This window comes from Streptomyces sp. NPDC047000 (assembly GCF_040644295.1).
In the GTDB taxonomy this organism is placed as follows: Bacteria; Actinomycetota; Actinomycetes; order Streptomycetales; family Streptomycetaceae; genus Streptomyces.
Map to the genome: position 1 here is coordinate 78549 of NZ_JBEYWE010000032.1, position 18189 is coordinate 96737.

14 protein-coding genes and 2 pseudogenes are annotated in these 18189 nt (G+C 70.5%); 9 read left to right on the forward strand and 7 right to left on the reverse strand.

The annotated features are described in order from the left end of the window. Positions 1-5: 5 nt before the first annotated feature. From ABZ862_RS33305 to ABZ862_RS33325, 5 genes are read left to right on the forward strand one after another with little or no spacing between them, the layout of a single operon-like run. Positions 6-2087 (forward strand): hydantoinase/oxoprolinase family protein, encoded by a 2082-nt coding sequence (locus tag ABZ862_RS33305; protein ID WP_360966550.1) that lies wholly within the window; start codon positions 6-8, stop codon positions 2085-2087. Next, on the forward strand, positions 2084-3805 hold the full coding sequence (locus tag ABZ862_RS33310; RefSeq protein ID WP_360966553.1) for a hydantoinase B/oxoprolinase family protein: 1722 nt from the start codon (positions 2084-2086) through the stop codon (positions 3803-3805). Before ABZ862_RS33305 ends, ABZ862_RS33310 begins: the two co-directional genes overlap by 4 nt. After that, positions 3802-5022: an amidohydrolase family protein gene (locus ABZ862_RS33315; RefSeq protein WP_360966556.1), complete on the forward strand. Its 1221-nt coding sequence runs from the start codon at positions 3802-3804 to the stop codon at positions 5020-5022. Before ABZ862_RS33310 ends, ABZ862_RS33315 begins: the two co-directional genes overlap by 4 nt. Beyond that, positions 5019-5852, forward strand: coding sequence for a pyrroline-5-carboxylate reductase (gene proC / locus ABZ862_RS33320; RefSeq protein WP_360966559.1), 834 nt, complete (start codon positions 5019-5021; stop codon positions 5850-5852). The genes ABZ862_RS33315 and proC overlap by 4 nt, the downstream gene beginning before the upstream one ends. Continuing rightward, the gene (locus ABZ862_RS33325) at positions 5849-7297 is read left to right on the forward strand and encodes a leucyl aminopeptidase family protein (protein ID WP_360966562.1); all 1449 of its coding nucleotides are present in this window, start codon (positions 5849-5851) and stop codon (positions 7295-7297) included. Before proC ends, ABZ862_RS33325 begins: the two co-directional genes overlap by 4 nt. A gap of 35 nt (positions 7298-7332) precedes the next feature. Here ABZ862_RS33325 and ABZ862_RS33330 read toward each other — a convergent pair. From ABZ862_RS33330 to ABZ862_RS33340, 3 genes and pseudogenes are all read right to left on the reverse strand, one after another. Beyond that, a pseudogene (locus tag ABZ862_RS33330) lies at positions 7333-7422 on the reverse strand (deaminase); the annotation flags it as partial. A 9-nt stretch (positions 7423-7431) separates the two neighbouring features. Continuing rightward, the gene (locus tag ABZ862_RS33335; RefSeq protein WP_360966565.1) at positions 7432-8145 is read right to left on the reverse strand and encodes a PH domain-containing protein; all 714 of its coding nucleotides are present in this window, start codon (positions 8143-8145) and stop codon (positions 7432-7434) included. Between the two features lie 178 nt (positions 8146-8323). Further along, positions 8324-8944, reverse strand: coding sequence for a LysE family translocator (locus ABZ862_RS33340; protein ID WP_360966568.1), 621 nt, complete (start codon positions 8942-8944; stop codon positions 8324-8326). A 201-nt stretch (positions 8945-9145) separates the two neighbouring features. Between ABZ862_RS33340 and ABZ862_RS33345 the strand changes: the two genes are divergently transcribed. Together ABZ862_RS33345 and ABZ862_RS33350 are read left to right on the forward strand one after the other, a co-directional pair. Beyond that, positions 9146-10117, forward strand: coding sequence for a LysR family transcriptional regulator (locus ABZ862_RS33345; RefSeq protein ID WP_360966571.1), 972 nt, complete (start codon positions 9146-9148; stop codon positions 10115-10117). A gap of 62 nt (positions 10118-10179) precedes the next feature. Beyond that, positions 10180-10668 (forward strand): GNAT family N-acetyltransferase, encoded by a 489-nt coding sequence (locus ABZ862_RS33350; protein ID WP_360966574.1) that lies wholly within the window; start codon positions 10180-10182, stop codon positions 10666-10668. Between the two features lie 115 nt (positions 10669-10783). Here ABZ862_RS33350 and ABZ862_RS33355 read toward each other — a convergent pair whose 3' ends face one another. Then, positions 10784-12682: an FHA domain-containing protein gene (locus tag ABZ862_RS33355; RefSeq protein ID WP_360966577.1), complete on the reverse strand. Its 1899-nt coding sequence runs from the start codon at positions 12680-12682 to the stop codon at positions 10784-10786. 1010 nt (positions 12683-13692) lie between these two features. Here ABZ862_RS33355 and ABZ862_RS33360 point away from each other — a divergent pair. After that, positions 13693-15156 carry an NF041680 family putative transposase gene (locus ABZ862_RS33360; protein ID WP_360966580.1) on the forward strand — a complete coding sequence of 488 codons (1464 nt, stop codon included), beginning with the start codon at positions 13693-13695 and terminating at the stop codon, positions 15154-15156. Positions 15157-15168: 12 nt separating this feature from the next. Here the strand turns inward: ABZ862_RS33360 and ABZ862_RS33365 are convergent. From ABZ862_RS33365 to ABZ862_RS33375, 3 genes and pseudogenes are all read right to left on the reverse strand, one after another. Next, a pseudogene (locus ABZ862_RS33365) lies at positions 15169-15448 on the reverse strand (transposase); the annotation flags it as partial. A 174-nt stretch (positions 15449-15622) separates the two neighbouring features. Then, positions 15623-16072 (reverse strand): cupin domain-containing protein, encoded by a 450-nt coding sequence (locus ABZ862_RS33370; RefSeq protein ID WP_360966583.1) that lies wholly within the window; start codon positions 16070-16072, stop codon positions 15623-15625. 88 nt (positions 16073-16160) lie between these two features. After that, positions 16161-16958, reverse strand: a complete 798-nt coding sequence (locus ABZ862_RS33375; RefSeq protein ID WP_360966586.1) for an IclR family transcriptional regulator — start codon at positions 16956-16958, stop codon at positions 16161-16163. Between the two features lie 119 nt (positions 16959-17077). On the opposite strand from ABZ862_RS33375, the gene ABZ862_RS33380 reads away from it, so the two are divergent. Continuing rightward, positions 17078-17473, forward strand: coding sequence for a hypothetical protein (locus ABZ862_RS33380; RefSeq protein WP_360966589.1), 396 nt, complete (start codon positions 17078-17080; stop codon positions 17471-17473). Positions 17474-18189 lie beyond the last annotated feature (716 nt).

Genomic DNA, 18189 nt, shown 5'->3' on the forward strand with positions numbered 1-18189 from the left:
GCAGCATGTCCGACAGCATTCGGGTGGCCATCGACGTGGGCGGCACCTTCACCGATGTGGTGAAGCTGGTGCCGGCGACGGGAGAACTGCGGTTCGAGAAGGTCGCCACCACTCCTTCAGCACCGGCCGAAGGCGTCCTGGCGGCGTTCTCCAAGGCGGAGGCGCCCTACGCCGACATCGCGATGTTCAACCACGGCACCACGCTCGGCCTCAACGCGCTGCTGACCCGGACCGGCGCGCGCATCGCCATCGTCTCCACCCACGGCTTCCGGGACGTGTACCTGCTGGGCCGCACCGACCGGCGCGCCATGTACGACATCCGCTACCGCAAGCCGCGGGCACTGGTCGAGCGCGCCGACACCTTCGAGGTGCGGGAGCGCTCCTACTTCGACGGCTCCGTCGCCGCACCGCTGGACGAGGACGACGCCCGCCGGGTGGCACAGCGGATCGCCGACCGCGGTTACGACGCGGTCGCCGTCGCCTTCCTCCACGCCTACGCCAACCCGGCGCACGAACAGCGCATGCGCGACATCCTCAACGAGGTCGCACCGGGAGTCGACGTCACGCTCTCGCACGAGCTCTCCCGCGAGTACCGCGAGTACGAGCGGACCTCCACGGCCGTCCTGGACGCCTACATCAAGCCGATCGTGCGCAGCTACCTCGAGACGCTCGAGGGCTCCCTGGCCCGGAGCGGCTTCGCCGGCCGCTTCCTGATGTCCCGCTCCGGCGGCGGCGCCATGACCGTGACGGCGGCCAGGGAACAGCCGGTCAACCTGATCCTCTCCGGACCGGCCGGCGGCGTCATCGGTGCGGCGGCCTTCTCCCGCCTGATCGGCAGGCCGAACCTGATCACGATCGACATGGGCGGAACGAGTCTGGACGCCTCGCTCGTCCTCGACCACCAGCCGCTGCGCTACCAGGGCGCCGAGTTCGAGGGCCTGCCGATCACCGCGCCGTCCCTCAACATCCAGACGATCGGCGCCGGAGGCGGCTCCCTCGCCTACGTCGACGCCGGCGGTGCGCTGCAGGTCGGTCCGCAGAGCGCCGGCGCCCAGCCGGGACCCGCGTCGTACGGCCGTGGCGGCACCGAGCCGACGTTCACCGACGCGGCCCTCGCCGTGGGCTACCTCGGCTCCGACACCCCGCTCGGCGGCAGCCTCGTGCTCGACGAGAGCAAGGCACTGCGGGCCCTGACGGGCGTGGCCGGTCCGCTCGGCCTGACCGAGCGGGCCGTGGCACGCGGCGTCCTGCGGATCTCGACCACGAAGATCACCGGAGCCGTCCGCGGCATCACCGTCGAACTCGGTCTGGACCCGAAGGAGTTCGCACTCCTCAGCTTCGGTGGCGGCGGCGGCCTGGTCGCCGTCGACGTCGCCCGGGAACTCGGCGTCCCGACCGTGATCGTCCCGCCGGGCCAGGGCGCGTTCTCCGCGCTCGGCATGCTGATGGCCGACGTGCAGCACGACTTCGCCCGCACCAGCATCCTGCCGCTCGAGACGCTGCGGCACGCCGAACTCGAGGAGATCTTCGGCGACATGGAGGCCGATGCGGCCAAGGTGCTCGACGACGAGGGATTCGCGGCCGAGGCCCGGCAGCTCATCCGCAGCTTCGACGTGCGCTACCGCGGCCAGGAGCACTCGGTCTCGGTCTCCTACCCGGGCGACGTCGAGGACCTGGCGGCCGGCCTCCTCACCGAGTTCGAGGAGCTGCACCGCCGCCAGTACGGCCACACCATGACCGACCCCGTGGAGATCACCACGCTGCGCCTGCGGGCCGTCGGGCTGGTCGAGAAACCGGACTTCCCGACCGTGCCGCGGCGCGCCGCGGGCGAGGGCCCGACCAGGCTCGGCGACCGGTCCGTCCACGTCGACGACCGGACCACCGAGGTCTACGGCCTCTACGCCCGTGAGCAGCTGCGGGCCGGCGACCGGATCGAGGGGCCCGCGGTGATCACGGAACACACCGCCACGACCGTGCTGCACGCCGGCGACGTGCTGACCGTCGGCGGCTTCGGCGAACTCATCATCGACCTGGCCGCCGACGCGCCGGCCGCGGGCCGGACCGAGAGTCAGGAGAACCACGCATGAGCGACAGCATCACCACCGAGGTGATCCGGCACGGCCTGCTGGCGGCGGCCGAGGAGGTCGCCCGCAACCTGTGCCGGACGGCGTACAACACCGTCGTCTACGAGATCCACGACTACGGCATCGGCATCCACGACGCCAACGGCGACGTGGTCGCCGACGCCCCCGGCATCGCGATCTTCACCCGCGGCAACGACGCCGGCATCAAGAAGGCCGTCGAGTTCCTGGGCGCCGAGGCGATGGGGGAGGGCGACGTGTTCCTGCTGAACTACCCCTACTGGTCGAGCGCCCACACCCTCGACACGCTCGTCTTCGCCCCGGTCCACGCCGCGAACGGGGAGCTGATCGGCTTCAGCTCCTGCCGCATCCACGTCCTGGACCTCATGCAGAAGGACGCGGGCTACGTCCTGGACTCCACGGACATGTACCAGGAGGGCATCTTCTTCCCCGGCACCCGCCTGTACCAGGGCGGCAGGCAGTGCGACGACATCTTCAACATCATCCGCTTCAACAGCCGCGAACCGGAGCGCACCATCGGAGACCTGCAGGCGCAGGTGTCCGCCTGCCACGCCGGTGTGCAGCGGACGCGTGAACTCGCCGACAAGTACGGCGCCGACACGCTCGTCGAGGCGATGCGGACGATCAACGAGCATGGTGAGAAGCTCGCCCGCCTCGCGCTCAAGGAACTCCCCAAGGGCACCTGGCAGGCCAGCGACTTCGTCGACAGCGACGGCGTCGAGAAGGACAAGCCCGTCAAGATGGACGCCAAGGTGACCATCACCGACGACGAGTTCATCGTCGACTGGTCCGAGAGCGCCTACGGCGTCAAGGGCCCGATCAACCTGCCGTACGGCGAGACCGAGGCGCTGTGCAGCCTCGTCTTCAAGTCGCTGACCACGCCCGACACCCCGGTGGTGGCGGGCAACTTCGCCCCGCTGCGGGTCGTCACCCGGGAGGGCAGCGTGATGCACGCCGTCCCCCCGATGCCGACCTTCACCCTGTGGACCGGTCTGCTGGCGGGCGAGGTCATCCTCAAGGCCCTCGCCCAGGGCATGCCCGACGTCATCCCGGCCTCCTCGGGCGGTGACGTGAACTCGATGATGGGTCTCGGCGTCAACCCGCGCAACGGTGAGCACTGGCACGAGGCCACCAACGAGGCCGTCGGTTTCGGCGGCCACGCCGGCGGCGACGGCGAGGACGGCATCATGCACTTCTCCGAGCCGGGCTGCCGCAACAACCCGGTCGAGGTGCTGGAGACCAAGTCACCGATGATCATCGAGCACTACGGCTACCGGCCCGACAGCGCGGGCCCCGGCAGGCACCGCGGCGGCGTGGGCGTCTCACGGGCCTACCGGTTCACCTCCCCGTCGGTCGGCATCGGCCTGGTCTACAAGACCGTCTCCCCGCCGTGGCCGATCGCCGGCGGCAGGCCGGGCGTGCCGAACGGCATGACGATCAACCCCGGCACGGCCGACGAGCGCAACGCCTCCGGCGAGTACAGCCGGCTCGAAGCAGGTGACCTGCTCGTCAACGCCACCGGTGGGGGTGGCGGCTGGGGCGACCCGTTCGAGCGTGACCCGGCCGCCGTCGCCCACGACGTGCGCAACGGCTTCGTCTCGGTCGGGAAGGCGGCCGAGGACTACGGCGTCGTCATCGACCCCGCCACGGGCGAGGTCGACGAGGCCGGCACCGCGGCCCGACGGGCGGTCGTCGGCGCGTGAGTGACAACGACCTGGTCGTCCGCAACGCACTGGTCTTCGACGGCACCTCCGAGGACCTCGTCGAGGGATCGGTCCGCATCGTCGACGGAGTCATCCGCGAGATCGGCGACATCGGCGACGTCGCCCCGGCCGACGCCCGCAGCATCGACGCCCGCGGCGCGGTCGTCACGCCCGGCCTGATCGACGCGCACTTCCACGCCTACGCGATCGCGCTCGACTCCGAGCCGATCGAGCGGGCCCCGCTCAGCTACGTCGCGCTGAAGGCACAGCACCGGCTGCGCGGCGCGCTGCGCCGGGGGTTCACCACCGTCCGTGACCCGGCCGGCGGCGACGCCGGCCTGGGCCGGGCCGTCGAGGAACGCGTCATCGAGGCACCGCGCTACCTCTACACCGGCGCGGCCCTCAGCCAGACCGGTGGGCACGGCGACTACCGGGGCCGGGGCGACGACTCGAAGTGCCACGACGGATGCACGGTCGAGGTCGTCGACGGCGTCGAGGCGCTGCGGGCCGCGGTCCGCGAGCGGTTCCGCCACGGCGCGCACGCGATCAAGATCATGACGTCCGGCGGGGTGGTGTCGCCGGTGGACCCCATCGCGATCCCGCAGTACTCCGCCGAGGAGGTGCGGGCGGTCAGCGACGAGGCCCGCCGCCGCGGCAGCTACGTCGCCGCGCACGCCTACTCACCGGCCGCGATCGCGCACTCCGTACGCAACGGGGTCCGCTCCATCGAGCACGGCAACCTGCTCGACGAGCCGACCGCCCGGCTGATGGCCGAGCTCGGCGCCGTGCTGGTGCCCACACTCGGCGCGTACGACGCGATGGACCGGCTCGGCGCCGCACTCGGCCTGTCCGAGGTCGCCCAGCGCAAGAACCGTGAGGTGCTCGCGGCGGGCGGCGACGCCGTCCGTAACGCGCTGGCGGCCGGGGTCACCGTCGGCTTCGGCTCGGACAACATGGGCGACCTCGTCTCCGAGCAGCTCGTCGGCATCCGCCTGATGGCGGAAGCGGCCGGGCCGCTCCAGGCACTGCGCGCCGTCACCACCGGCAACGCCGCGGTCCTGCAACGCGAAGACCTGGGGCGGATTGCCGTCGGCGCGGTCGGCGACCTCGTCGTCTGGTCCGGGAACCCGCTCGACGACATCGGCGTCATCGCCGACGGCAAGCGCCCGCGGACCGTCGTCTCCGGCGGATCCGTCCTGGCGGAGGCGAGCCGATGACGGCGCCGCGCGTCGCGGTGGTGGGCGCCGGCTCACTGGCCCGCGCCCTGCTGGCCGGCTGGGCCGCCGCCGGCACCGGGTTCGGCTCGGTGACCACCGTGAACCGGACGGCCGCGAGTGCCGCGCGGACCACCGAGGCCGTCCTTCCGCCAGGTGCCGTCACCACCTCCCTGGAGAGCGACCCCGACGCGCTGCGAGCGGCGGTCGAGGACGCCGACATCGTCGTCATGGCGGTCAAACCCCATCTCGTCCGTGACGTCCTGCCCGACGTCGCGGCCACGATCCGCCCGGGCACCGTGGTCCTGTCGGTGGCCGCGGGCGTGCGCGCGGTGACGTTCAGCGAGGGGTTGCCGGCGGGCGTGCACGTCCTGCGCGCCATGCCGAACACGCCGAGCGCCGTCGGCCTCGGCGTGATCGGGCTGGTGCCGGACGCGCGGGTGCCGAGCGAGCGGTACGGCGTCGTCAAGGCGCTGCTCGCCGACCTGGGCCAGGTCATAGAGGTCGACGAGGACCAGCTCGACGGTGTCGTCGCCGTCAGCGGCTCGGGTCCGGCGTATGTCTTCCTGCTCGTCGAAAAACTCCGTGACGCCGCTGTCGCCCAGGGCTTCGTCCCCGAGACCGCCGCGACGCTCGCCCGGCAGGTCTTCCGCGGGGCGGTCGAGCTGATGGAGGCCACCGGTGAGGACCCGGCCGAGCTGCGGCGCAAGGTGACGAGCCCGAACGGCACCACCGCCCGGGCGGTCGCGGTGTTCGAGGAGGGCGGTCTCGGCGCGCTGTTCGACGACGCCGTCCACGCCTGCCGCGCGCGGGCGCGGGAGCTGGCCTCATGACGGTGACCCCGACCGCTGACGCGGGGAGCGCCGACGCGCACTGCCTGGCCGTCCCGCAGGACGGCGCGCTCCTCCAGGACCCGGCGAACCGGGCCTTCGGCGCCGCCGGTGGATTCGCGGGACGGGCCGGCGAGGTGCTGCTGGCCCCCGGTGAGCTGCCGACCCTCTGGGTCGGGTGCGGGCCAGCCGACCGGATCACCCCGGAGACCGTCCGGGAGTGCTTCGGCGTCGCCGGCCGCCGCCTCGGTCACCTCGGGGCGGTGACGGTCGACCACGGCGCCCTGCTGCGCTCCCCGCTCGCCGAGGACACGATCACCCGGGCGGTTGCGCTCGGCCTGCGCCTGGGGGAGTACCGGTTCGACACCCACCTCCCGGACGGACGCCGGCCGGCCACCACCTGGCTGTCCGACGCCGACCGGGAGGCATGGACGGGCGGCCTCGACCTGGCCGACCGGGTGTGCCGTGCCCGCGACGCGGTCAACGAGCCGGGCAACGTGCTGACCCCCGCCGCCCTCGCCCGGCTCTGCGTCGAGGCGGGCACCGCCGCCGGTCTCGAGGTCCACGTCCGCGACGAGACATGGCTCGAGGAGCACGGGGCCGGCGGGATCCTCGCGATCGGCCGCAGCTCGGCGCACCGGCCGATGATGGTGGAGATCGTGCACGCCGGGGCGGGGGCACCGCGGCCCGATCTGTGTCTCGCCGGCAAGGGCGTCACCTTCGACACCGGGGGTCTCTCGCTCAAGGGCGCGGACGCGATGGTGACGATGCAGCACGACATGGCGTCGGTCGCCGCGATCCTGCACGCGATGACCCTGCTTCCGGCCGTCGCGCCGGACCTGCACGTGCGCGCGTTCTGCCCGCTCGTCGAGAACATGATCGGCCCCGGTGCGGCCCGGCCGGGTGACATCGTCACGAGCCGGAACGGCAAGACCGTCGAGATCCTCAACTCCGACTTCGAGGGCCGGGTCATCCTCGCCGACGCCCTGGCCTTCGCGTCCGAACACCGGCCTGCGGCCCTGGTGGACATCGCCACCCTCACCTACGGCGCGATCGCCGCGCTCGGTCCCCGGATGGCGGCGCTCTTCGGCGACGACGCGGCGAGCGAGCTGGTGGAAGGTGCGTCGCGTGCCTCGGGCGAGCCGGTCTGGCGCCTGCCGCTGCAGGAGTACCTCGCCGAGACCGTCCGCTCCCGCGTCGCCGCCGTGCGCAACTTCCCCGGGCTGCCGGAAGCGCGCGCGACGACCGCGGCGCTGTTCCTGCGCGAGTTCGTCGATCCGGACATCCCGTGGGCGCATCTGGACATCGCGGGCCCGGCCTGGTCCGCGGAACCCCACGGCGCCACGCCCCAGGGCGGCACCGGGTACGGGGTCCAGCTCCTCGCCGAGCTGTTCCGGACGCTGGGGCCGCCGGCCCGCGAAGCCGCCGAAGCCTCCCTACCTCTCTGAGACCGGGGAAACGGCGGGCGGATGCGGGAGCCCCGTCAGCGGACGACGTCGAAGACGTTCTTCCGCAGGCCCTTGGCGTGGACCTCGTGCTCGACGAGCTTCAGCTTCCGGGTGCCCTTGTCGGTGGTCCGGGGTTACCAGGAGTCCCTCTTCGCTGGCACGTGCGGCTCCCAATGCTGCCAGGCGTAGCCGAGGAAGCACACGAACGCGGCGACCGGACCCCAGAGGAGCAGGAGATTCGTGAACGGCCCCTGGCCGGTCAGCTGGAGAACGACCCAGACGGCGAACATCACACCCCAGGCCGCCGTGGCGCGGAGCACGCCGTGGCTCAGGGAGTGCTCCCGTCCCGCGCGCCGCCGGAGGGTCTGCTCGACCTCGGGGACGCGCTCCCAGGTGCGTGCGCCGTACCGGGTGCCGATCTTCCGGATCGCGGCCACCTCGGCGCGCAGTTCTTCCACCTGCCAGTCGTTGACCTGGGGAAGGGGGCGGCGACGTCCGTTCACGGTGCGGACGAACGCCGAGGTCCTCTCCCCCTTCGGTACCTTGCGCACATCGAGTTCGTAGATCTCGCTCCAGGGGATGCGGCGGGCGAGGAAGGCACCGTGGACGGTGACGCCGTCCGAGTCGACCAGGGTGCGACTTTGCCGGGGCGAGCGCAGCACCCAGAAGACCGCTCCCACCGCCAGCACGAGGAGCACGGCACCGGCCGACCGGGCGAGGGGATCACCCCTGCGCAGGCTTTGAACGACAAAGAACAGGGCCAGGACGACGACCGGCAGCACCCGGCCCAGCTGTCCTGGTGATTTCCGGTGCTTCCGGTACTCCCGCACCGCTTCGGGGCTTTCCATGGTTTCTCCGTACGGACGTGGCCCTGTGACCAGGAAACATCCTCCTGACGGCCACTGTCGGGGGATTGTCGCACGCCTGCACCCCTGTGACCAGGTGATCTTCCGTGTGCGGGTCTCTGCGGTTCCCCGACCTCGTCGAGCGCCCGACGGCTGGTTCGCATCCCTCGCTTTCTGCCGGTCAGCCGGAAGCGGCAGCGACCGCGATGCCGAAGCCGATCAGGGCGGTGCCTGTCGCGAGGCCGAGGGCACGGTGTGTCCGCGGCCTGCGGAGTGCCGAGGCGGCCCTGGACAGCAGGAGCACATAGGTGCCCAGCCACGTGAGGGTCAGGGCGCTGTGGAGGAGGACGAGGAGCGCCATGCCCCAGGCGGCGGGCGGTCCGGGTGGTGCCAGTGCGGGCAGCAGCCCGGTGTAGAAGACGGCGATCTTCGGGTTCAGCGCGTTGGTGACCAGGCCGGTTCGCCAGGGTGCTCCGAGGCCCGGAGGAGCGGTGTCCGTCAGCTCGGGCGGTGCCGGGCGGCGGTTCTGCCACAGCGTGTGCGCGCCCAGGAACACCAGGTAGCCGGCGCCGGCGAGCCTGACGATGAGGAAGGCCGCGGGCGAGGCGGCGAACACGGCCGCGAGTCCGGCCACGGTCAGGGCACCCCACAGGAACAGGCCGGTCGCGACGCCGCCCGCCGTGCGTAGCGCGTCCTCGGTGCCGGCCGAGAGGAAGCGCCGGGTGACCACGGCCATGTCGGGGCCGGGCAGGACGGTGAGCAGCCCGAGTACACCGGAGGCGGTCACCAGGTGGGTCAGCATGCCTCCCACCCTCGGTCGGCCGGACGCGTCGGGGTTCCTTGGTCGCTCAGCGGTGCGGGGAGAGGAGAAGCGGTGTGAGACACCCTTGAAGGATCCGATGCCTGCCGGTCATCGGTCCAGAACATCTTTCCGACTTACACTCATCGGAAAAGCCGACTGTTCACGCTCTTGGGGCCGTGGCGGCGAGGAGAGCGGGCTCCCATGTTCGATTTGCACCGTCTGCGCCTGCTGCGCGAACTCAAGCACCGCGGCACCCTGGCGGCTGTGGCCGCCGCCCTCTCCTACGCCCCCTCCTCCGTGTCCCAGCAGCTGTCCCAGCTGGAGACGGAAGTCGGTGTCCCGCTCCTCGAGCCGGTCGGACGACGGGTGCGGCTGACCGCTCAGGCCGAGATCCTCGTCGCCCACACGGAGGCACTCCTCGAACGCATGGAGCGCGCGGAGGCAGACATCGCCGCCTCCCTCACCGACCTGAGCGGCACCCTGCGGATCGCCTCGTTCCAGACCGCCGCCCTGGCCCTCGTCCCGGCCGCGCTCGATCTCCTGCGTGAGCGCCACCCGCACCTGCGGGTCCATGTCACCCACAGGGAACCGGAAAAGGCCCTGCCCGCCCTGCTGGCGCGCGATTTCGACCTCGTGCTCGCCGAGGAATACCCGGGCAATCCCGGCCTGAGGCCCGCCGAACTCCACCAGGAGGACCTTCTCGACGACCCCCTGTATCTCGCCCTGCCGAAGTCGGCCCGCATGCCGGACACGGACGGTCCGGCCGCGGCTCTGCGTGCGCTCCCCGACGTCCCGTGGGTGATGGAACCCGAGGGCACGGCCGCCCGGCACTGGGCCGTCACCCTCTGCCGCGACGCCGGCTTCGAACCCGATGTGCGGTTCGAGACCACCGACCTCCTGCTGCACGAGCGCCTCGTCGAACAGGACCACGCCGCGGCCTTCCTCCCCGGCCTCGTCCGGACCGACCGTCCTCCGCGCGTCTCCCTGCGCCGCCTTCCCCACCCGCGCCGCGTCTTCACCGTCGTGCGCCAGGGCCGCACCCGGCATCCCGCCGTTCTCGCCTGCCGCGACGCCCTCCGCCACGCGGTCACCTCCCGCTCCGGATCGGCCGACGCCGCCGGCGCACGACCCGCCGCATGCCGACCCGGTCCGCCGGGGCAGTCGTCCTCGTGAACCGGACGTACCCGTGACCGGTCCGGAAGCACTGGTCATCCCCGGTGCGGCATACTCTCCCGATGGGTTCACGCACTTCCCCGGCCGGCCGGCCGGTCACGATACGGAGGGCCGTCGCGCGGGATGCCAGACGGCTCACGCGGCTCGTGCGTGGCTCGGGCGCCTACCAGGGCCGGTACGCGGCCGCGGTCGCGGGCTACCGGGTCGGTCCCGATTACCTCGAGGCCCACCGCGCCTTCGTGGCCGTCGGCGCCGACGAGCACGCAGGCCGGGTCCTCGGGTTCTACTCGCTCGTCCTCGCGCCACCGGAGCTCGACCTGCTGTTCGTCGCGGACGACGTGCAGGGCCGGGGTATCGGGCGGCTGCTCGTCGCGCACATGCGGTCCGAGGCCCGTGCCGCCGGGATCGACCGCCTCAAGGTCGTCTCGCATCTTCCCGCCGAGGACTTCTACCACCGCGTGGGTGCCGTGCGGACCGGGACCGTGCTCGCGAACCCGCCCGCAGTACCGTGGGACCGTCCCGAATTCGAGTTCCGCATTCCTCCGGAATGACGCGGTGGCCGGTGGACGGCCCTGGGGCAGACGGAGGCTCCGGAGTGCCCTGCGCGACCAGGGAATGGCATGCGCCGCTTCGTGCCACTCCACTCCGAAACGCTCCCAGGTGTGTTCAGGCCTGGGCGGCCGGTTCGAGGGCCTCGACGGCCGCTGCCGCGGCGGCCGAGTCCTGGCCGTAGAAGATGTCGATGTCGACCTCCTCACCGCCCATGGTGAGGGTGTCCCAGGCGCCGCTGAGCACCAGCATGCGGAGTGTTCGGTCCTCCAGGGTCCCCAGTCGTTCCAGGATCGCCTCGTCGTCCGGCATACCGGGCATGCGCGTCGCCAGCCGGGAGCGGATTCCGCGCAGTCGCTCCAGCATCGTCGCGGTGTCCGCCTCGCGATCCGGTTCCTCGGCGATCCCGTCGATGCCGTGGGCGATGATGTCCTTGATGGCCCAGACGGCGCCCTGGTCGTCGGCGGTCACCATCGCCTTCCAGGCGCGGCTCTTGTGGCGGTACTGGAGCATCGACATGGCGGCCTCGTGGCGCAGGAAGTCCGCGTCCCTGAAGGGCCTGCCCTTCCATGCTCCGTTGAGGGACCGTGCGAGCGAGATCGCGGAGGCCAGGCCGCTGTTGAGTCCCCGCCCCGGCCAGAAGTGGATGGCGTTGGCGGCGTCGCCCAACAAGAAGCCGTACGTACCGGTTGAGTTGGTCGTGGGTGGCAGCAACTCGGCTGTGAAACGGGGACGTTGCACCATGTCCAGACGGAAGGAAGTGACCGCGCTCAGTCCGTCCGGCTCGACGCCGAACAGGCGCAGCCCCTCGCCCACCCGCTTCCACAGGGCCGAGCCCCTGATGAGGGCCGGCAGGAACAGGGTGCTGTGCGTGGAGCACCGGAAGTCGCCGTGCTCGTCGCGCCCCATCAGACAGGGGCGTGAGGCGATGCACTCCTCGAAGACGCGGCGGACCGGATCGATACCGACGACCTCCGCAGCCTCCGCGTCCGTCAGACGCATGTTGAGGAAGCCCTCGCCGCGCAAGGAGTTCAGCAGGAACCGGTTCTGTGCCACGGTCAGCAGCACCGCCATGGGGTCGGGCAGAGCCGATTTCACGCGCAGGCCGAGGACCACGTCCTGGAGGTGACGGTCGTTCAGCGAGTAGATGGACGCGTCCGCTTTGCCGAACTTGGCGGCGAAGTGCTCGCGGGTGCGGGACCGCCCGCCGTCGCAGATCGCCAGTACATGCCGGTCGGTCAAGGCGTCCTGCTGCTCGTCGATGCCGAACCGGGCCGGCACGAGCCGGATTCGGCTCGGCTTCTCGTTCGCCACCTCCAGCAGTCGGTCCTCGATGTAGGCGATGCGCATGTTGCGCGGATGGTGATCGCCGATCGAGTCGGGGCCGGAGGGCCACATCTCGGTGTAGTCGTCAGGGGCGAAGAGCCGGGCCTGGACCTCCTCGGGCAGGCTGAGGTACTGGCGACTCTGTACGGTCACCACTTGCTGGCGCCGCACATTGCCCTGACTCGCGTCCTTCCAGACGATTCTGCGGCCCTGTTTGCGCCACCGGCCGTCGTACACGGTGATGTTCACCTGGGCGCCGAGGAAGTGCTCGAGAAGCAGGGCGAGTGACAGGCCGACAGGGCCTCCCCCCACGATGGTGACCCGCAGCACCGGCCCGTGTTCGATCTCCTCGTCGGCATGGGTCAGAGACCTGGGCAGGGAGAGCGCCATGATCGTCTCCATGGCGTCCGGGACCTCGAAGCGGAACTCCTGGTCGCCGATGGTGATGTCGTCCCCGGGCTTGAGGAGTTGGGAGTCGATCTCCTCACCGTTGATCAGCGTTCCGTTGCTGCTCCCGCAGTCGCGCAGTACGTAGCCCTGGGTGTCGTCGAGGACGATCTCCGCGTGGAAGCGCGAAACGCTCAGGCTGGAGATGACGACGGTGTTCCCGGGATTGCGCCCGAAGGTGACCCGCGTGCCGATCACCGGTATGCGCTCTCCGGCCAGCAGTCCTTCGTGTCCGACAAGCACCGGCGCCAAGGTACTTCCTTTCGAGGATGACGGCATCGCTGCCGCTGCGGTGCCACCGGGACGCACGGTTGCGCGGGCGTGACCGGCAGTGTGGAAGGTGGGGCGACGTGGTGTTCACGCGACGTGGGTGAACGGCGACTGGCTCGGTTCCGATGACGACACGACATTGCTCGACCGGTGCAGATGATGCATCATGCCCGATTTCGACGGCGTTCGGGAGAGGCCCTCCGGCGACTGTGGAGCCGGCCGCGCGTACCGGAGACGCCGAGGTGGGGGCCGGCCTGCCGGAGACCGACCCCCACACCTCGTTCCCCGGCCATGAGCGGTGGCCCGGGGCGGACCTGCGTCTCGTGGCCCAAGTCCTGCCGGTACCCCGACTCCGATCCCTCACGACCCGGCCGAGGACCCGTGGACGCCGGTCGGGACCGAGTGCGTGCGCGGCAGCCTCTTCCGCTGCGTGGTCGCGCGCCACGAAGGGCGCCCGACCGGGAGTCTCCCCAGGCCGGACGCCCTTTTCCTGCCTCTAGAAGAAGCCCAGCTTCTGGGGGGGGCACGGAAACCGGCGTATTCACCGCGCTCTCCTCGGCCAGCAGCGACACGAGCTCCTCACGCCCCACCCGGGCCCGCTCGACCCGCTCCCGCGCGGCATCCACCTCCGCCCGGGCCTGCTCCAGGACCTCCGTCCAGGACTCCAGATCCTGCCTCGCCCGCGCCTCACGCCGTTCCATCAACCCCAGCACCGACGGCATCGCACCCTCCTCGATCAACAACAAGCCGTCCGCTGCCTGTCCTCACCCCGCCGCGGTCATGCCCCGCACACGAAGAAGCCCCTGCCCATCGAACAGGGACTCCCTTTGCCACAACGCTCTAAGCTTGTGTTTTTACCTCGCTCGCTCGGTGTTCGAGTCGGGCGAGTTCGATCGGTCGTCGGCTGAGCCGGGTGCCGTGACGTGAAGACGGCCGTTCCAGTTCTCGGAGTGCTAACTCCCGGAACCAGAGCGGCCGTTGACATGAGTATCGCCACTTGCCTGTGTGCTGTCGAACCGAATGCCGCGCTGGCTCGGTTCCGCCGCGGCTACCACGACTGCCTGTACCGGCGTGCGGACGCGCTCTTCGAGCTGACCGACGCCGTGCTGTGCTCGCCCACTCCGGTGCGTTCGCTGGTTGAACTGGCGCTGGAGCCCGAATTCCGGCGCGGGCACGGTGCCCTGTACGACGCGGTCAACACCGGATGGATGGAGTTCACCCGCCTGCGGCATCTGCTGGCGACCACCCCCGTGCCCAGGAGCGCCGAGGGGCGCATCGTGCTGGCCGTGGACGTCACCTGCTGGCTGCGCCCCGACGCGGACACCAGCCCCGAGCGAAGGTTCTGCCACGTCAGCGGCTACGGCACGGCATCCGGAGCGAACGTTCCCGGCTGGCCGTACTCCTTCCTGGCCGCGCTCGAGCCCGGCCGCTCCTCATGGACGGCAATCCTGGACGCCCAGCGGGTGGCCCCCGGCGACGATGTCACCGAACTGACCGCCGACCAGGTCCGCGAGACCCTCGCCCGTCTGATCCGCACAGGTCACCGCCACGAGGACGACCCCGACGTTCTCGTCGTCCTCGACGCCGGCTACGACGCCACCCGCCTGGCCTGGCTCCTGGCCGACCTGCCCGTCGAACTCGTCGTACGGGTCCGCTCCGACCGGGTCTACTACACCGACCCCGGCGCGCCCGTCTACCGCCGCCAGGGCGGACGACCCGCCCGCCACGGCCGCCGCCTGGCTCTCTCCGCAGATCAGGACACCTGGCCTGCACCCGAGCACCGGACCGTGAACGACACCCGCCGCTACGGCCGGGCAGAAACCCGCAGCTGGGACCGCATGCACCAACAGCTCCAACGCCACGGCCCCTGGGCCACGGACGTCCATCCCGATGAGGAACTTCCCGTCGTGCACGGCACCGTGATCCGTCTCACGGTCGCCCACCTGCCCTCCGAGCGCACCCCGACCGCGGTCTGGCTGTGGACCTCACGCACCGGAGCGGACGCCACCCACATCGACCGCCTGTGGTCGGCCTACCTCCGCCGCTTCGACCTCGAGCACACCTTCCGGCTCTTCAAGCAGACCCTGGGCTGGACCGCCCCGCGCCTACGCGACCCACACAGCGCCGACCTGTGGACCTGGCTCGTGATCGCCGCCTACACCCAGTTGCGCCTCGCCCGCCCCTTCGCCGAGGACCACCGCCGCCCATGGGAACGCCCAAAGCCACCAAGGCAGTTGACCCCCGCGCGGGTACGTCGGGGGTTTCGCCACATCCGCCCCCACCTGCCCAACCCGACCGGAATGAGGAAACCCGGCACGGCCGGCCCCGGACGGCCGTCAGGACGTCGAAACACCATCCGCGCCGCCCGCCCCGCGGTAGGTGCAGGCCACCAGCACGGCGCGACACCGGAGAAGCAGCCCGACTCGAACACCGAGCGAGCGAGGTAAAAACACAAGCTAAGAGACGTGGAACCGCCAGCCGATCAGAGTCTTGATCCGTGCAAGCGTCCACCGCTGGTCCTCCCAGCCGTGAGCGAGCGGCCCTTTCTCCAACTCCCTCTCCAGCTGGGCGAACTGCCGCTCACCGAGCCGGGGGAGCGATTGCGGCCCCTTCGACTCCAAGCCGGCCGAACCGCCCTGCCGCCAGGCCTGACGCCACCGCTCCACCGACCGCACGGTGACCCTCGGCCGCGATCACCCTGTTGCCGTCTCCCCGTTCGAACCGCTCGGCGGCCTCCAGCCGCACACGCTCCCGACGCTGTTGCTCCTGGGCAGTGAACCCGCCCCCCCTGCGCGTATCGCACCCCGATGCCATACCGCAGGGATCAAGACCTGTCAGCACCTACGACAAGGCGAGTTCAACCTGAGTAGCTGCCGATGATCGGGATGCCCATAGCCCGGGCAGCTTGGGCGGCTACTGCAACACGATGCCGAAGTCAGCCATGATCTGCTTCAGCTTGGAAATGTCCTTGGGGCCGGGCGGCAGGCTGGCCAGCGCCTGATAGTAGCCCTCCAAGCCCGCAGGAGATACGACGGAGATGACGCGTGCCTCATCGTCGTAGGTGTTGCGGAAGGTGTGCGCCACATCCCGGGGCAGGTAGAGGTAGTCGCCCTGACCGAGCGTGAAGTCCTCGCCGCCAAGACGGACGTCAAGCTTGCCGGCCAGGCATATGAACGACTCGTCTTCGCGGGTGTGGATGTGGGCCGGAGGCCCGTCAGTGCGCGCCGGGATGGCGTACTCGAACAGCGAGTACGCGTCGTGCGTGGACTTGCCGTTGATCTTCATGGTGATGCCGAGGCCGATGGCCGCGATCTGATGGCCTGTGCGTGAGGGGAGCATGTATCCGCCACCGAGAGTCATCATCGCCTCCTGTGTACGACGCGCTGCGGGTTCATCCGTGTAATGCCATAGCCTGCGTTGGCGGGGGAGGTGCCGCCACGGTTAGTCCCAGTCAATGGGACTGTGAACGGGGACGGCTCGTGTAAGCGCGAGACGCGGCGGCGGCTGCCATCCGCACCGCTGGTCCGATGCGGTCTGCCCGCATCAGCTGGCTTGGGCCGGTGACCGATAGTGCCGCAGCGACCTCGCCGAGCGGGCCGAAGATGGGCGCCGCTACGCAGCTGATGCCGACGTTGCCCTCCTCACGCTCAGTCGCCCAGCCGCGCTCAGGAACCGCCGTCAGCTCACGCAAGATGGCGACCCGGCTGGTCAGCGTGCGCGGGGTGCGGGCAGGGAGCGGCTCGGCGAGCGCGGTTTCGATGGTCTCCGGGGAGGAGTAAGCGAGGATCGCGCGGCCGAGGGCCGAGCAGTAGGCCGGGATCATGCCGCCAACCTGCGACAATAGTGGCATCGGCCGGTGCCCGGTGATCTTCTCGACCACCAGGATTTGGGTACTGTCAAGCACGCCGAGTTGCACGGTGGTCTTGGCCGCGTGGTGCAGGTCCTGGAGGAAAGGCAGCACCGCCTCGCGCAGCTCGAGCCGGATCGGGGCCAGGCTGGCGATCTCGAACAGGCGGTTGCCGATCCGATAGCAGTCACCTGGCTTCTCCAGCCACCCGAGCCGGAGCAGGTGATCGGCGATGCGGTGGGTGGTCGATCGGGGGAGTCCGCAGCGGACGACCAGCGCGGCCAGCGTGAGCTCGCGATGCGCGGCGTCGAACGCGCCGAGGATCGCCGCTGCCCGTTCCAGGCCGCCGTCGCGCGTGGCGCCGTCCCGCCGGGGCTTGTCGTCCCACTGGATGAGACTCATCGTTGGCTCGACAGGGTCATACAGGTCAGGCTACTCAGGTTGAACTCGCGATGTCGGCAGTCAGGGCGGAGCGGTGAAGCCCGGTTGCGGCCAGACAGCCGTCGATGAGCTGCGGTTCCGTGCCTATCCCGCCGCAATTCGTTCGTATGCTGCGCGCGCATATCGACCGCTTCGGGGTGGCAGGCGATGGCTGGTTGTTCCGGAACCAGGCCGGCAATTACGTGGATGCCGCCGCGTACGGCAAGAACTGGGCACGGGCCCGTGAGAGCGCCTTGACTCGGATGGAGCGCGTTTCCGGTTTTGCGAAGCGGCCCTACGACCTCCGCCACGCCGGTGTCTCCTTCTGGCTGTACTCAGGAGTGGACCCGGCCGAGTGTGCTCGCCGAGCCGGACAGAGCATCCAGGTCCTCTTCCGTTACTACGCCAAGTTCCTGTCGGGAGCGGAGAACCATGCCAACAGCCTGATCGAAGACTCCATGCGGCGGTGGGCAGTTGCCGCCGCCGACGACCGGTAGAGCACCGCTGCGCAGGATCTTGGCCCGGAAATGCCCCGGAGCTGCTGGTCGGAGGTGGGACATCCGTGGGAGATATCGGGAGCATGGTCGTGTTTCGACTGGTGGTCCAACTACGCGCCGGCAAGGGCGCCTGACGGGCATCTGCCCAGTTCAGGCGCCCTTTTCCGGCTCTAGAAGAAGCCCAGCTTCTGGGCCGAGTACGAGACCAGGAGGTTCTTGGTCTGCTGGTGGTACACGACCTCACCCGCCTCTGACCTGCGGCAATGGATGGAATCGCCCGATGCGAAGCCGAGTTGGTCCGTCCCTGGTCCGGATCACTGAGGCCCCCGGGTAGATGCTTGGGAAACCTCGGCGTGCCTCAGCGGCCAGGTCTGCTCCCCGATCCTGCTGCGGCATCTGCGAACGCCTCGAGTGCCCGCAGCGGGCGGCGCGTTGGTGCCCCGCCCCGTGGCGCCCATAGCCGCCTGCGGGGGAATGCGGCTCCGGAGTCTTCCACCTGGTCGGACAGCTACCGCCACGACCCCGCTCATAGCGGCTGTCCTGACACGAGTCCGGTTGCGGCGGATCAGCAGCCGGTGGCTGCCGGGCCGGGGTCCAGCCAGGCCGATGACAGCTCAGTCACCCGAGTTCGACAGTTCGCGGGCATGTAAGCGCTGGTGATCATGGCGTTGAGCTGCGGGAGCGGGCATGGCTGGGGTGAGGGGGCGTGTGCCCAC

Coding starts and splice junctions, on each gene's coding strand:
- ABZ862_RS33305 (WP_360966550.1), top strand. CDS start 6: ATGTCCGACAGCATTCGGGTGGCCATCGACGTGGGCGGCACCTTCACC.
- ABZ862_RS33310 (WP_360966553.1), top strand. CDS start 2,084: ATGAGCGACAGCATCACCACCGAGGTGATCCGGCACGGCCTGCTGGCG.
- proC (WP_360966559.1), top strand. CDS start 5,019: ATGACGGCGCCGCGCGTCGCGGTGGTGGGCGCCGGCTCACTGGCCCGC.
- ABZ862_RS33325 (WP_360966562.1), top strand. CDS start 5,849: ATGACGGTGACCCCGACCGCTGACGCGGGGAGCGCCGACGCGCACTGC.
- ABZ862_RS33335 (WP_360966565.1), bottom strand. CDS start 8,145: ATGGAAAGCCCCGAAGCGGTGCGGGAGTACCGGAAGCACCGGAAATCA.
- ABZ862_RS33340 (WP_360966568.1), bottom strand. CDS start 8,944: ATGCTGACCCACCTGGTGACCGCCTCCGGTGTACTCGGGCTGCTCACC.
- ABZ862_RS33345 (WP_360966571.1), top strand. CDS start 9,146: ATGTTCGATTTGCACCGTCTGCGCCTGCTGCGCGAACTCAAGCACCGC.
- ABZ862_RS33350 (WP_360966574.1), top strand. CDS start 10,180: ATGGGTTCACGCACTTCCCCGGCCGGCCGGCCGGTCACGATACGGAGG.
- ABZ862_RS33360 (WP_360966580.1), top strand. CDS start 13,693: ATGAGTATCGCCACTTGCCTGTGTGCTGTCGAACCGAATGCCGCGCTG.
- ABZ862_RS33370 (WP_360966583.1), bottom strand. CDS start 16,072: ATGATGACTCTCGGTGGCGGATACATGCTCCCCTCACGCACAGGCCAT.
- ABZ862_RS33375 (WP_360966586.1), bottom strand. CDS start 16,958: ATGAGTCTCATCCAGTGGGACGACAAGCCCCGGCGGGACGGCGCCACG.